The sequence below is a fragment of the Microbulbifer salipaludis genome (assembly GCF_017303155.1).
GTDB lineage: Bacteria > Pseudomonadota > Gammaproteobacteria > Pseudomonadales > Cellvibrionaceae > Microbulbifer > Microbulbifer salipaludis.
In genome coordinates, this window is sequence record NZ_JAEKJR010000002.1 from 618,843 (window position 1) to 632,796 (window position 13,954).

Sequence of the window (13,954 nt, forward strand, 5' to 3'; positions counted from 1 at the left end):
CGGTAGCGCGGCCAATGCTGGAGCGGCCAATCAGCGGCTCAGCAATCCCTTCACTGCATTGGGCAGATCCGCCGGGAAGATGACGTTCTTGGCGTTGGCCGAGGTCGAGAGCTCTTCCAGGGCGTGGATGTAACGCTCGCCCAGCAGGTACATCACTGGCATTTCCTTGTCGCCAATCGCGTGGGTTACCCGCTCGATGGCTTCGCGGCTGGCGTCTGCCAGCACCACCTGGGCCTTGGCATCGCGCTTGGACGCTTCCAATCGGCCGTCGGCTTCCAGAATGGCGGCCTGCTTTTCACCTTCGGCGCGGGTTACGGTGGCACGGCGCTGGCGTTCCGCGGCGGCCTGTTCTTCCATCGCCTTCTGCATGGTGACCGACGGATTGATGTCCTGGATCTCAACGGTTTTCAGGTTGATGCCCCAGTCGGCGATATCATCGGAAATCGCTTCTTTCAGTTTCGCCTTGATCAGGTCGCGGGAGGACAGCGCGGCATCCAGGGACATTTCTCCCACGATGGAACGCAGCGCGGTCTGCACCAGGTTCTGGATGGCAATCTCGTAGTCTTCCACCCCGTACACCGCTTTCTCCGGCGATACGATATTGATATAGGCCACCGCGTTGGCAATGATGGTGGCATTGTCCTGAGTGATCACTTCCTGCGAGGGGATATCGAGTACGATATCCTTGGTGGTTACCTTGTACGGTACCTGGTCCACGTAGGGAATAATGACATTCATGCCCGGGTTCAGCGTGCCGTGGTATTTGCCTAGGCGCTGCACAATGTGTTTGGAGCCCTGCGGTACGATACGCACGCCCATGCCGATGGTGATGACAACCAGCACCACCAGTGCCAGTACTACGGATAATCCTTCCATACTTTCCCCTTGTTAACGTCGGAATCGGATCGATTGTTTTTATTGCGGAGGTCAGCTCGGGCTGACCACCAGCGTGTTGCCTGAAATATTGATGACCTTGACACGCTCGCCAATGGCAATTTCGCTGTTGCTCATGAACTGCCACTCGTCTTCGCCAAGAATCGGGGCGGGAAAGCGCAGTCGCCCGCGGGGCTTGCCAATATTGGAGTCGATGACAGAACCCACCTGACCGGTGAGCGCTTCCATGGCCATGCCGGAGGTGGTGCGGTCTTTCCAGTTGGGTTTGATGAACTTGAGCCACAGGAACACCAGAGCAACCGACATCCCGGCCCACAACAGCAGCTGTGCGGTGATGGGCATGCCCACCGCCAGCAGCAGTACACCCATAAACAGTGCGGCGAGGCCAAACCAGAACAGGATAAAACCGGAAACGAAAATCTCCGCGGTGACCAGTAACAGCCCCAGCACCAGCCAGTGCCAGTAAGCAATATGCGCATTGAGCCATTCGAGCATGATGGCCTTCTCCTTAGTTGATGCGATTGGATAAACCCGCTGATTATGCCCCAAAGTGGTTACTCAGGTGCATTAAACAATTTTTCGGTTATTACCAAGGGAAAGCATCCCGATTTTCCCTTCGGCTTCCCGCGTTGTCAGGGTGTGAGGGCCGCATAAAAATTTCCACTAAGCGTCACAAATCCGCAGCAAATTTGACTCCTTGTGCAATACTTTTTGCAGGCAAGAGCGCGGTAACCATGCATCAATTTTGTGCGTTTGCATCAGTAGAATCCCCCTCAGCATCAAGAGAAATCACGGACGACAATCTTATGCGATTGACTACTAACCTGGCCCAGGGCCGCTACGAGTACAGCTGCGATGGCAGAGCCATGCCGGTGCAGGACGACTGGCAACTGGGCTGCGATGCGCAGGGCCGGCGTTTGCTGGTAAGCCGGCGGCTGGTCGGTGAGGCCGGTCACGGTATCGAAGTGCGCGCGCTGATGGACGCGGGGCTGGTCACCGAATGCCGGATAACCTGGAAAGACGAGGTCGATGAGGTAAACGCCCACTATCGCCTCGCGCCCCTGAGCGGGCGGCCGCCCCGTGTGGGGGATGCTATCGAGGCGGAATGGACCGGCCCCAACGGTCTGCAGCAGAGCGTGCTCGAGGGCCAAAACCGGCTGCTGTTCCCGCTGATGCGCATCTTCATGGGGCCGCTGCTGTTGCGCCTGAGTGATATGGAGTTTGGTTGTGAGGTGGTGGCGCCCGATATCGTTGATCCCTCCCAGCGCGGCAAGCTGCTTGCGCCGCGGGTGAGCCACCGCCGCGCCGGCCGTATGGCGGGCGATGCCAATATTCAGGGCGTGCATGACCTGGGCCCGGATATCACCGTGTTTTCCTACCAGGGCGACGAGGCCGAGCGGGACACCCACTGTTTTGTCGACCCCAAGGGGCTACTGGTGGGCTACGACTGGCCCAGCAGCACCGGGCGCCTGTGGCAGGTGCGCCTGCGTGGCCTGGAGATGGCCCCGGAATTTACCGCGCTCTGCTAAGTTCGCTGCCCAATAGCCTGACCGACTGCACATTATCGGTCTGCAAACCATGTAAACTGGCGCCCTGAATTCACTCAGGAGCGCCAGTTTTGTTTTTTCCCCGCCGTTTTTTTCTGCTCCCAATCACCACGGGCTTGCTGACAGCGACGTCCACGCTGTGCGCTGTGGGGGTGGCCGCGGCAGACGAGGAACCGCCGGCCTCCAATTACGAGGAGATCGAGCTGCTGCAGACCGATGACTCCCTGCAAAGTGCGGAAAGGCGCCAGCAGAACTGCTTGCGTGAGCAGTTGCTGACGGCGCCGGCCAATATCACCCTGGAAGAAATGCGTATCCGCTGCCGGCTGGCAGTCATGGACGACGACCGCCAGGTGGAGCAGACGCCGCTGTTTGCCTCGGTGCCCGAGGTGGCGCCTGCTGCCGAGGAAGGCGTGCTGGTGAGCCGACGGGCCCAGGCAATTCGCGATGCCGCCGAAAATCCGTTTACCCTGGCCTCCCACAAAACCAACTACCTGCTGCCGCTCACCTATAACCCCAAGCCCAACAAGGGCGGCCTGGAAGATTACGCTCCGGAACGTGATATTGACCTGGATACCGTTGAAATGCAGTTCCAACTGTCGGTGCAGGTGCCGGTGTGGCGCGGGTTTCTGGGCAATGCTTCGTTTATGAGTTTCGCCTACACCAACCGCTCGTTCTGGCAGGCCTACAATTCGGACGAATCGGCGCCGTTCCGCGAGACCAATCACGAGCCTGAGCTGATCATGACCTGGCTCAACGACTGGACCATTTTCGGCTTTCAGAATGTGGCCAATCAGATCGCGTTTAACCACCAGTCCAATGGTCGCAGTGAGCCGCTTTCCCGCAGCTGGAACCGCATCTATGCCAATTTCGCGTTCGAGCGAGACGACGTCTATTTCGCCATCAAGCCCTGGTACCGCATCCCGGAATCCGCCGAGGAGGATGACAACCCCGATCTGGAGTTTTACCTGGGGCACTTTGAATTCGTGGGCGGCGTAGAGCGCAATGGCCACAATGTTTCCATCCTGGTGCGCAACAACCTGCGCTCGGATAACAAGGGTGCCGGTGAGCTGCGCTGGAGCTTCCCGGTGGGGAACCGGGTGCGCGGCTATGTGAAGTACTTCAATGGCTACGGCGAGAGCCTGATCGACTACGATGAATCGGTACAGACCCTGGGAATCGGTTTTGAGCTGGCTCGGGGTACCGGTAGCTGAGTCACGCTGAAGGGGCACGGATGGGATTTGACGATACCTACAAGTTGAGTGCGCACGCAGTGATCACCAACGCGGAGGGGGAGGTGTTGCAACTGCGGGCCACCTATGCGGACAAAACCTGGGGACTGCCCGGTGGGGCCCTGGACCTGGGTGAAACCATCCACGAAGCCCTGCTGCGGGAGTGCCGGGAAGAGCTGGGCCGGGACGTGGTCATCGACTACCTCAGCGGCGTCTACTACCACCGGGTGTACAACTCCCACGTGTTCATCTTCCGCGCCCACCTGAAAGCCTGCGGGACCAATCGCAACGGCGCTATTACCCTGTCTTCCGAGCACTCGGCCTACGATTACTTTGCCCTCAATGACCTGTCGCCGGTGCAGCGCGTGCGGGTGGAGCACTGCCTGAATTTCAATGGTGAAGTCCAGAGCGCAAAGTTCTGAAGTCTGGCCATTTCTTGTGTTTTCATTTCGTATCGAGCCCATTTCACGGTGGTTCTTGCCAATTTGCCCCTGTCTGGCCTAATCGACGCCTGACTCCTTTAGTATCTGGCTTCTATGCTGAAGGATAAGAAGAAGTGTTATGGGTGTAGAACTGACAATGCCTGACCTGGGCAACCTGTGCGAGCAGCGCCAACCACTGGAATGCCGTGTGGCGCTGGTCAGTAATGACCGCGATCTGAGCAGCAGCTGGGTGAATGCCCTCAATGCGACCGCCGCACAGCACGAGAACCCTTACGGCCTGCGCTTTGAAGCCGTGGCCACCAGCGCGCTGGAGCGGTGCCTGCGGGAGGAAGACCAACTGCAGGCGCTGATCATTGATGGCGGCTGCAGCCCCGATGAGCTCAAGGATGCGGAGCAGCTGGCGGACCGCATGCACGCGCTGCGCGCTCAGCTGAATGTGTTCCTGGTGGCGCAAGACTCATTCCTGAACGACCAGGGTGGCGCTCCTGCCTCGGTGCGCAAGCGCTTTGATGAGCTGTTCGACCGGCGCGAGTGCAATTTCAACCACATGTTCCGCCTGGTGCAGGCCTTCATTGCCCGCCGCGCCTCCACCCCCTTTGCGGATACCCTCAAGGATTACGTGTTCTCCGCCCGCGACGCCTGGCATACCCCCGGTCATTCCGGTGGCGACAGCCTGCGCAACAGCCCGTGGGTGGGTGATTTCTACCGCTTTATGGGCGAGCACGTATTCAACACTGACCTGTCGGTCTCGGTGCAGGTGCTGGACAGCCTGCTGGAGCCCCATTCCGTGATCCAGGAAGCACAGGATCTGGCGGCGCAGGCGTTCGGCGCCGAGAAGACCTTCTTCCTGACCAACGGCACCTCCACCGCCAACAAGGTGGTGATCCAGCAGATTCTCGGTGGCGGCGGCAAGATCATTGTGGATCAGGCCTGTCACAAGTCGGTGCACCACGCGGTGGTGATGAACCGGATCGAGCCGGTGTATCTCAAATCCACCCTGCACCCCGAGTTTGGTATTTACGGCCCGGTGTGCCGCGCGGATATTGAAAAGGCGCTGGACGAACACCCGGACGCGGGCCTGCTGGTGATTACTTCTTGCACCTATGATGGCCTGCGCTACGACCTCAAGCCGATCATCGACTACGCGCACGAGCGCGGGGTCAAGGTGCTGATCGACGAGGCCTGGTACGCACACGGCTACTTCCATACCGAGACACGCCCCACGGCGCTGGAGTGCGGGGCGGATTACGTCACCCAGAGCACCCATAAAATGCTGTCGGCTTTCTCCCAGGCCAGCATGATTCATGTGCAGGACCCGGACTTCGATGAATTCCGTTTCCGTGAAAACCTGAATATGTACGCCTCCACCAGCCCGCAGTATTCAATGATTGCGAGCCTGGATGTAGCGCGCAAGCAGATGGTGATGGAAGGCTACGGCCGCCTGCGCCACTGCGCGCAGATGGTGGCGACCCTGCGGCGGGAAGTGGATGCCACCGGCGTGTTCCGCGCACTGAAGCTGGAAGACCTGGTGCCCGCACCACTGGCCAACGACAACATCCGCCTCGACCCGACCAAGGTCACTATTGATGTTTCCGGCAGCGGCTATTCCGGCAAGGAAATCCAGGTAAAACTGTTCGACCAGTTTGGTATCCAGGTGGAGAAAACCACCTACAACACCGTGACTGTGCTGGTAACCCTGGGGAGCACCGAGAGCAAGCTGTTGCGTCTGGTGCACGCACTCAAGCAACTGGCGCGGCAACCGCGCAAGCGCAGCCATGTGGGCACCGCGCGACAGTTGCCGGAGTTTACCCACCTGAACTGCCTGCCCGCCGATGCTTATTTTTCCGATACGGAAGAATTGCCGCTGATGGACAACGGTGTGGCGGCGGAAAAGAAACTGGTTGGGCGCACCTGCGCCGACGAAATTGTGCCTTATCCGCCGGGAATCCCTGTGCTGGTGCCGGGGCAGGAAATCTCTGCCCAGATCGTGCAGTTCCTGCAGCAATTGTTGCAGGGGCAGAACGCCACGGAAATCCACGGGCTGATTTTCCGCTCCGATGAGCCCATGATACGGGTGATGAAGGAGCCACTGGCTTCCGCGGTCAAGTCTTCGCGGAAACCATCGAAAGCAAACAAGTAACCGCTCCGGTTACGGAGCAGCAGATTGGCAGGGACGCCGATGCAGCACGCAGAAACCCCTCCACCGCAGTGTATTCTACTGGCCGGTGCCAGCGGCGGCCTCGGCCAGGCGCTACTGCAAACACTACACAGCCAGTACCCCGACGCCGTGTTGTTGACAATCAGTCGCCACGACATCGACCTGCTTGGCGATACCCACCAGCATTGCACGGCAGAACTGGAAGACCCCGGGAGTGTTGCGGTGGTCAACGGTTGGCTGGCGGAGCGGCCGGTGCCGAACTGGGTGGTGGTCTGCTGTGGCATTCTGCACTGGGACAAGCACGGGCCGGAGAAAAACCTGCGCCAGTGCAATGACGATACCCTGATGCGCAGTGTCACGGTGAACGTACTCACCCACCTGCATCTGGCCCAGGCGCTGGATCCATATCTCAAGCGGCGCTCGCCGCTGACCTGGGCATCGCTGTCGGCAAAAGTCGGCAGTATCGAAGACAATCACCTCGGTGGCTGGTATAGCTACCGCATGAGCAAAGCCGCACTCAATATGCTGGTGCGCAACCTTTCCATCGAATGGGGACGCAAAGTGGATGCGTGCCGGGTGGTGGCCGTACACCCGGGCACCACCGACACGCCCCTGTCGGAGCCCTTCCAGGAAAATATTCCCGCAGACAAACTTTATACCCCCACGCAAAGTGCCGAGAGAATAGTGACCGTACTGCAACAGCTGCAAGAGGAAGATCACGGAAAACTATTGTTCTGGGATGGTTCGCCGATTCCCTGGTGAGTGAGGCCGCTCCGATTGGGTTGCAGGCTATTTAAATCGCTCTGGTTCTCGACCGTTCCGGTATTGCGCCCGCCTTCTGGCGTGACTTTTTTTCTGGTGACACTCGGCTCTTGACAGGGGATGCGGTGGAACTGGTATTGTTTGATTCGCTGATTTTGTTGTTCTCACTCGCAAGAAAGTTTTCTGCGCCAAGCCATTCAGATTGAAACATCCAGGGAAGCTCTATGGAGCAGTGGAAGGCAATCATGCAATCCGCCAATCGCGCCTACCAGGAAGGCCGCGAGAGCGATGCGGAGCAACTTTACAAGTCATCGTGCGAGCGGGTGGTTCCATTACTTACGGAATGGAAAGACCCCGAGGCGGCAATCGCTATGCTGTCGGTCAGTTACCAGAATCTGGCCGATCTGTATTTTCGCCAGGGTCGGTACGACGATGCGCTTGTGGCTTATGCCGGGTTATTGCGTCAGCTGACGGATCTCAGCCAGAGTGGCGACCGCGACGCTGAGTTGGCCCGCTTCGCCGAGGGTGCGTTGCACAAGGCGGGTTCGGAGCTCTCGCAGGAAGTGCGTATGCGCCAGCTGGCGCTGCCGGAAGACAATCCTGATCTGGCGCCGATCCGCTCGCTCATCTCCTGATCCTCTCTTATCCCCTGCGGCGATTCCCGCTAGCTCACCAGCGGGTTTCCCCGTTCGATGATGGATTTTACATCCACGCCAACGGGGAGGGCACCGGTATTCCCCGCGCCGTGTTTCCCCAGCCGGGAGCGTAGAAAACCCTCCGCTACCGCGGTGTTACCCCCCTGAATCAGCAGGTGCGATTGCATGGTGAGCGCCATCTGATCCACCACATCGCGCGCGCGATATTCCAGGTCGTCGAGGTTGCGCAGCGTATCCTTCAGCCGGGTAATTGCGGTATCGAACAGGGTGTCGCTGCCTTTGCTTTTTTCCAGCTCGTCATACCAGGCGGTGAGTACCGCAGGTGTCTTGCCTAGTGCGCGCAGCACATCCAGTGCCTGAATATTGCCCGAGCCCTCCCAGATGGCATTGATGGGCGCATCGCGGTACAGGCGCGCAGTAATGAAGTTTTCGATCACGCCATTGCCTCCCAGGCACTCCATGGCTTCGTAGGCGTGGTGCGGGGTACGCTTGCAAATCCAGTATTTCCCCACCGCGGTGCCGAGGCGCATCAGCAGCTTTTGCTGTGAGTCGTCGAGGTGGTCCATCGACTGTGCCATACGCAGAGTCATGGCGACGGACCCTTCTACCTCCAGCTGTAAGTCTGCGAGCACATTCTGCATCAGTGGCTGTTCGATCAATGGCTTGCCGAATGCGCTGCGCTGGCTTGCATGGTAAATCGCCTGCAGGGTGGCCTGGCGCTGGCCCGCGGCCGAACCGATCATGCAGTCGAAGCGTGTGGCGGCGACCATCTCGATAATCGCCGGTACACCGCGTCCTTCATCACCTACCAGCCAGCCCAGCGCGCCGCGCAACTCGATCTCTGCGGAGGCATTGGAGACATTGCCCGCCTTGTCCTTCAGCCGTTGTACCTGAATGGGGTTTTTTTTCCCGTCGGGACGCCAGCGGGGCACCAGGAAGCAACTGAGTCCGGCCGCGGTTTGCGCCAGCATCAAAAAGGCGTCGCACATGGGGGCGGAAGTAAACCACTTGTGGCCCACGAGTTCGTAAGCGCCATTGCCAACCGGGGTTGCGCTGGTGGTATTGGCGCGCACATCCGAGCCACCCTGTTTTTCGGTCATGCCCATGCCAATGGTTACGGTGGACTTCGCCGTGTGCGGTCGGTTGCTGGGGTCGTAGCCGCGGTCGGTAATTTTAGGTAGCCACTCTTCAGCGAGCACCGGGGATAGCTGGATGGAAGGTAGCGAGGCGAAGGTCATGGTGACGGGGCAGCCGTGGCCGGACTCCACCTGGCTGTGCAGATAGTACTTGGCCGCCCGCACTACGTGCGCACCGGGTTTCGGGTCTGTCCAGGGGGATGCGTGCAGCCCCTCGCTCATGGCCAGCTGCATGAGCTGGTGGTAGGCGGGGTGGTAGTTGACCTGATCGATGCGTTTGCCCACCCGGTCGTGAGACTCGAATTCCGGCTTGTAGTGGTTGGCCTGAAAGCCGCGCTCGATCCACTCCGGCCGCCCGCACACCTCGCCATAGCGCTGCAGATCATCCTCGCCCCAGTGGCCGCCGTAACGGGTGACGGCTTCCCTGAGCGCGGTATCGCCGGCGTAGAGGTTGTGGCCGTGGAGCGGTGCCGGCTGGTTGAACACCTGATGGGTGTTGGCAACATCGGGTGCGGTGGTGTCGTGTGTCATGCGCGCGGTCTCTGCCAGGTTGACCGGGGCGGGTGATGCCGGGTTCGCCGCCGGAGTGGGGTCCGCTGAATATCCTAGCGCGTTCTTGCCCGGTAGGCTTGCCTTGAGGAGCCTGGGCCGTGGTATTTATTGGCATCACCCCGGTCTTGGGGAGGCCGGGAGGGAAGGGGGTGGGTCAGATGCTGCGCTTACCGGAGAGATTGAGCGTGAGTTCCAGCAGGCCCGCCCAGGGATCCATTTCCTTGCCGCCCTTGATGGCGTTGTCGACGGCGCGGGCGCGCAACAGGAAGTTTTGCAGGTGGCGAGGACGCAGGCGCTGGCAGGCCGACTGTACCAGTGGCTGGCGCTTCTGGATGCGCACCAGTCGATTGATGGGCTGGCCCTGCTCGAGCTTTTCCTGGGTCTCCAGCAGCGTGCGGATTTCACGGGCGATGGCCCAGAGTACCACCGGAGCTTCGACGCCTTCGGCGCGCAGTCCCTGCAGTGTGCGGACCGCGCCGGCGGCGTCGGCGGCGAGGGCTTTGTCGATCAGGCCGAAGACGTCGTAGCGGGCGGAGCTGGCGACGGCGTTGTTCATGGTGTCGGCGGTGATCACGCTGTCGTTGGCCAGCAGTTTCAGCTTTTCGATTTCCTGGCTGGCGGCGAGCAGGTTGCCTTCGACACGTTCGGCAAGAATCTGGATGGCTTCGGGCTCGGCATCGAGGCCGTTGGCGCGCAGGCGCTGGTGAATCCAGCGGGGCATTTCGGAGGCGTCTACGGGCCAGATCTGGATCAATACGCCCTTGGCTTCGAGGGCTTTTACCCACTTGCTGTTCAATTGCGAGCGGTCGAGCCTGGGCAGTACCAGCAGTAACAGGGTTTCATCGTTCGCCATGCTGGCGAACTCTTGCAGTGCTTTGCTGCCTTTGTCGCCGGGTTTGCCGCCGGGCAGACGCAGCTCGATAATTTTTTTGTCCGCGAACAGGGACATGCTGCCGGCGGCAGAGAGCAGTTGCCCCCAGTCGAAGTTGTGTTCGCCGTGCAGCAGGTCCCGCTCGCTGAAGCCATGCTTGCGCGCGACATCGCGGATAGTGTCGCAGCATTCCTGTACCAGCAGGGGTTCGTCACCGGTGACGACGTAGATGGGCGCGAGCCCCTGGCGGAGGTTTTGCGCGAGCTGGCGTGGGTTGATCCGTGGCATATCAGGGGGACGCCGGGTTGTCGCGCACGGGTGCGTTGATGTCGATGCGGCGCAGGCGGTCGATGATGCGGCCGATCAGCTCGCGGCGCATTTCTTCCCGTTGCAGGCGTTCTTCTTCCCCTTTACTGACTACTTCGTTGTCGTCCCACTCCAGGGTGCGGTAGACGTCGGCGCGGGCCATGGTGAGTAGGTCGCGGCCGGTGTTGTCGCGCACGCTGTATTCGGCGCTGGTGATGAGTTCGTATTCGGAGGCGCGCCCTTTGGCATCCACGGAGACGGTGCGTTTGGTTTCGGTCTCTTTGTGGATGGTCAGGGTGAAGTCGGCTTCGCTAGGGGCTTCTGCCAGGGGCAGGCCGCTGGTTTGCAGCAGGCGGGTGATGCTTTCGGCGAGCTCGCTTCTGGGGTCCTGGGCGGTGATGTAGAGCTTGCTGCCCGGGGGGAAATTTTTGGGTGCGCCGCGGAGGTGCCAGCCACAGGCTGAGATTACTACCGCCAAGGCTAGGGTGATTGTGCGGAGCATGGTCGTTTTCATTTGAGTCCGTTGCGCTTTGTTCTAGTGCTTTGGCGGTCAGGTGAAGGAGGCAAGTTTTCAGGACCGCTGTGAATACGTCCCTGTACGCTGCGTCGGCGACGTCCGTGTCGCCGACGCTCCTGAAAACTTGCCCCCTTCACCTGACCTTCGCGTCTGATTAATGTGCTTCGTAAGCAAAGGTGGATAAGCGAAAGCGCATCCACCATGACGGGCTAATTAATTGGCGACGATGTTGACGAGTTTGCCTGGTACAACGATCACCTTGCGCACGGTTTTACCTTCGGTAAATTTCAGTACGTTTTCGTCCGCCAGCGCCATTTTTTCCAGGGTTTCTTTGTCGGCGTCCGCGGGCACTTCCAGTTTTGCGCGCAGCTTGCCGTTTACCTGCACCACCAGCGTGATACTGGAGCGCACCAGGGCTTTTTCATCGACTTTCGGCCAGGGTGCGTCGACCAGTTCGCCGCTGTTGCCCAGTGCTTTCCACAGTGCGTGGCTGATGTGCGGGGTGACCGGGGCGAGCAGCATGACGGCGGCTTGCAAGGCTTCGCGTTCTACCGCGAGGCCGTTGGCGGAGTCGCGTTCGGCTACCTTGCCCACTTCGTTCAGCAGTTCCATCACCGCGGCCACGGCGGTGTTAAAGGTCTGGCGACGGCCGTAGTCGTCGCTGACTTTCTGGATGGTTTCGTGGGTTTTGCGGCGCAGTTGCTGTTGCTTGTCGCTCAGGTTGTTTATATCAATTTCTGCGCTGCCATCACCGGCTTCGATATGGCCGTGGACGGTTTTCCACAGTTTGCGCAGGAAGCGGCTGGCGCCTTCTACGCCGGAGTCGTGCCATTCGAGGGTCTGCTCGGGGGGCGCGGCGAACATGGTGAACAGACGCACGGTGTCGGCACCGTACTGCTCTACGGTGGCGTGGGGGTCGATGCCGTTGTTTTTGGACTTGGACATTTTGACCACGCCGCCGGCCACCACTTCTTCACCGGTGGCGCGCTCGATGGCTTTGATCGGCTTGCCCTTGTCGTCGCGTTCTACGTCGACGGCGGTGGGGGCGATCCAGGTTTTGTGGCCGTTTTCTTCTTTATAGAAGGATTCGGCCAGCACCATGCCCTGGCACAGCAAGCGCTTGAAGGGCTCGTCGCTGTTGACCAGGCCTTCGTCGCGCATCAGTTTGTGGAAGAAGCGCGCGTACAGCAGGTGCAGGATGGCGTGTTCGATACCGCCCACATACTGGTCCACCGGCAGCCAGTAGTTGGCGCGGTCGGGGTCGAGCATGCCTTCCTCGAAATCGGGGCAGGTGTAGCGGGCGTAGTACCAGCTGGATTCCATGAAGGTGTCGAAGGTGTCGGTTTCGCGCTCGACCGCTTCGCCGTTGTATTCGTCTTTACACCACTCCGGGTCTGCCTTGATCGGCGAGGTGACGCCGTCCAGTTCCACGTCTTCCGGCAGCAGGATCGGCAGCTTCTCGGCCGGTACCGGGATCTCGGTGCCGTCGGTGAGGTTGAACATGGGAATGGGGGCGCCCCAGTAGCGCTGGCGGGATACACCCCAGTCGCGCAGTCGGTAGTTGGTGGTGACGCGGCCCTTGCCGGCCACTTCCAGGCCGTCGGCGATGGCATTGAAGGCTGCGTCGAAGTCGAGGCCGTCGAAACCACCGGAATTGACCAGTACGCCTTTTTCGGTGAAGGCTTCCTTGTCGAGGTCGATGGATTCGTCACTGGCAGGTGTCACTACCTGTTTGATTGGCAGGTCGTACTTCTTGGCGAATTCCCAGTCGCGTTGGTCGTGGGCGGGCACGGCCATCACGGCACCGCTGCCGTAATCCATCAGTACGTAGTTGGCGACCCATACCGGGACTTCTTCGCCGGTGAGCGGGTGGATGGCCTTGAGGCCGGTGTCCATGCCTTTCTTGTCCATGGTGGCCATATCGGCTTCGGACATGGATTGCTTCTTGCACTCGGCAATGAAGGTTTTCAGTGCTGGATTAGATTCGGCCAGCTCCAGGGCGATCGGGTGCTCGGCGGCGAGGGATACGTAGGTAACCCCCATCAGGGTGTCCGGACGGGTGGTGTACACGTCGAAGTGATCCACGCCAGCGATGGTCTTGGGCAGTGCGAAGGCCAGCTCGACACCCTTGGATTTGCCGATCCAGTTACGCTGCATGGTGCGCACCTGTTCCGGCCAGTCGGGGAGCTGGTCGAGGTCATTCAGCAGTTCTTCGGCGTAATCGGTGATCTTGATAAACCACTGCGCCAGTTCACGACGTTCGACGGTGGTGCCACAGCGCCAGCAGGCACCGTCTTCCACCTGCTCGTTGGCCAGTACGGTGGCATCGTGGGGGCACCAGTTCACTGCGGAGTTCTTCTTGTACACCAGGCCTTTCTTGTACAGGCGGGTGAAGAACCACTGCTCCCAGCGGTAGTAGGACGGCTGGCAGGTGGCCAGCTCGCGGGACCAGTCAAAGCCGAAACCGAGGGCTTTCAGCTGGCCCTTCATGTAATCGATATTGGCATAGGTCCACTTGGCCGGGGCGGTCTTGTTCTGGATGGCGGCGTTTTCCGCCGGCAGACCGAAGGCGTCCCAGCCCATGGGGTGCAGTACGTTTTTGCCCTGCATGCGCTGGTAGCGGGAGATCACATCGGTGATGGTGTAGTTGCGCACGTGCCCCATGTGCAGCTTGCCGCTGGGGTAGGGGAACATGGATAGGCAGTAGAACTTGTCCTTGGCGGGGTCTTCCTTTACCTCGAAGCTTTTCTGCTCGGCCCAGTGCTGCTGGGCGGCGGCTTCGACTGCGGAGGGGTTGTACTGCTCTTCCATCTGTGGGGAACCTATACTCTGTGACTCGATCTTTTGGGGTATTCTGACTGTAAACCGCCGGTGCGGTTTGGC

The 13,954-nt window shown here is 60.1% G+C and carries 12 protein-coding genes; 6 read left to right on the forward strand and 6 right to left on the reverse strand.

The features are described 5' to 3' along the window. Positions 1-30 precede the first annotated feature (30 nt). Together JF535_RS08315 and JF535_RS08320 are read right to left on the reverse strand one after the other, a co-directional pair. Positions 31-876: an SPFH domain-containing protein gene (locus JF535_RS08315; RefSeq protein ID WP_066966223.1), complete on the reverse strand. Its 846-nt coding sequence runs from the start codon at positions 874-876 to the stop codon at positions 31-33. 51 nt (positions 877-927) lie between these two features. After that, complete coding sequence (locus JF535_RS08320) at positions 928-1,389, reverse strand: NfeD family protein (protein ID WP_066966219.1); 462 nt, start codon at positions 1,387-1,389, stop codon at positions 928-930. 311 nt (positions 1,390-1,700) lie between these two features. On the opposite strand from JF535_RS08320, the gene JF535_RS08325 reads away from it, so the two are divergent. The 6 genes from JF535_RS08325 to JF535_RS08350 all read left to right on the forward strand — a co-directional run bounded on the left by JF535_RS08325 (position 1,701) and on the right by JF535_RS08350 (position 7,668). Further along, complete coding sequence (locus tag JF535_RS08325; protein WP_242523763.1) at positions 1,701-2,423, forward strand: hypothetical protein; 723 nt, start codon at positions 1,701-1,703, stop codon at positions 2,421-2,423. Between the two features lie 89 nt (positions 2,424-2,512). After that, on the forward strand, positions 2,513-3,652 hold the full coding sequence (locus JF535_RS08330) for a phospholipase A (protein WP_242523764.1): 1,140 nt from the start codon (positions 2,513-2,515) through the stop codon (positions 3,650-3,652). 20 nt (positions 3,653-3,672) lie between these two features. Beyond that, positions 3,673-4,092: an NUDIX hydrolase gene (locus JF535_RS08335; protein ID WP_207001111.1), complete on the forward strand. Its 420-nt coding sequence runs from the start codon at positions 3,673-3,675 to the stop codon at positions 4,090-4,092. 139 nt (positions 4,093-4,231) lie between these two features. After that, positions 4,232-6,253: an aminotransferase class I/II-fold pyridoxal phosphate-dependent enzyme gene (locus JF535_RS08340; protein ID WP_207001113.1), complete on the forward strand. Its 2,022-nt coding sequence runs from the start codon at positions 4,232-4,234 to the stop codon at positions 6,251-6,253. Between the two features lie 39 nt (positions 6,254-6,292). Continuing rightward, a complete protein-coding gene (locus JF535_RS08345) occupies positions 6,293-7,033 on the forward strand; it encodes an SDR family NAD(P)-dependent oxidoreductase (protein ID WP_207001122.1) in 741 nt (246 codons plus the stop codon). A gap of 245 nt (positions 7,034-7,278) precedes the next feature. Next, positions 7,279-7,668, forward strand: coding sequence for a hypothetical protein (locus JF535_RS08350; RefSeq protein WP_207001124.1), 390 nt, complete (start codon positions 7,279-7,281; stop codon positions 7,666-7,668). 29 nt (positions 7,669-7,697) lie between these two features. Here JF535_RS08350 and JF535_RS08355 read toward each other — a convergent pair whose 3' ends face one another. From JF535_RS08355 to leuS, 4 genes are all read right to left on the reverse strand, one after another. Further along, positions 7,698-9,356, reverse strand: coding sequence for an acyl-CoA dehydrogenase family protein (locus tag JF535_RS08355; RefSeq protein WP_207001126.1), 1,659 nt, complete (start codon positions 9,354-9,356; stop codon positions 7,698-7,700). Positions 9,357-9,531: 175 nt separating this feature from the next. Then, positions 9,532-10,536: a DNA polymerase III subunit delta gene (gene holA, locus JF535_RS08360; RefSeq protein ID WP_207001128.1), complete on the reverse strand. Its 1,005-nt coding sequence runs from the start codon at positions 10,534-10,536 to the stop codon at positions 9,532-9,534. Between the two features lies 1 nt (position 10,537). Beyond that, positions 10,538-11,056 (reverse strand): LPS-assembly lipoprotein LptE, encoded by a 519-nt coding sequence (locus JF535_RS08365; RefSeq protein ID WP_242523765.1) that lies wholly within the window; start codon positions 11,054-11,056, stop codon positions 10,538-10,540. A 228-nt stretch (positions 11,057-11,284) separates the two neighbouring features. Next, entirely contained in the window at positions 11,285-13,882 is a 2,598-nt protein-coding gene (gene leuS, locus JF535_RS08370; RefSeq protein WP_207001138.1) for a leucine--tRNA ligase, read from the reverse strand. Positions 13,883-13,954: the final 72 nt, after the last annotated feature.

What these genes read in the sequence shown, in the direction of transcription:
- JF535_RS08315 (WP_066966223.1), bottom strand. Translation starts at nt 876, where the DNA reads ATGGAAGGATTATCCGTAGTACTGGCACTGGTGGTGCTGGTTGTCATC.
- JF535_RS08320 (WP_066966219.1), bottom strand. Translation starts at nt 1,389, where the DNA reads ATGCTCGAATGGCTCAATGCGCATATTGCTTACTGGCACTGGCTGGTG.
- JF535_RS08325 (WP_242523763.1), top strand. Translation starts at nt 1,701, where the DNA reads ATGCGATTGACTACTAACCTGGCCCAGGGCCGCTACGAGTACAGCTGC.
- JF535_RS08335 (WP_207001111.1), top strand. Translation starts at nt 3,673, where the DNA reads ATGGGATTTGACGATACCTACAAGTTGAGTGCGCACGCAGTGATCACC.
- JF535_RS08340 (WP_207001113.1), top strand. Translation starts at nt 4,232, where the DNA reads ATGGGTGTAGAACTGACAATGCCTGACCTGGGCAACCTGTGCGAGCAG.
- JF535_RS08345 (WP_207001122.1), top strand. Translation starts at nt 6,293, where the DNA reads ATGCAGCACGCAGAAACCCCTCCACCGCAGTGTATTCTACTGGCCGGT.
- JF535_RS08350 (WP_207001124.1), top strand. Translation starts at nt 7,279, where the DNA reads ATGCAATCCGCCAATCGCGCCTACCAGGAAGGCCGCGAGAGCGATGCG.
- JF535_RS08355 (WP_207001126.1), bottom strand. Translation starts at nt 9,356, where the DNA reads ATGACACACGACACCACCGCACCCGATGTTGCCAACACCCATCAGGTG.
- holA (WP_207001128.1), bottom strand. Translation starts at nt 10,536, where the DNA reads ATGCCACGGATCAACCCACGCCAGCTCGCGCAAAACCTCCGCCAGGGG.
- JF535_RS08365 (WP_242523765.1), bottom strand. Translation starts at nt 11,056, where the DNA reads ATGCTCCGCACAATCACCCTAGCCTTGGCGGTAGTAATCTCAGCCTGT.
- leuS (WP_207001138.1), bottom strand. Translation starts at nt 13,882, where the DNA reads ATGGAAGAGCAGTACAACCCCTCCGCAGTCGAAGCCGCCGCCCAGCAG.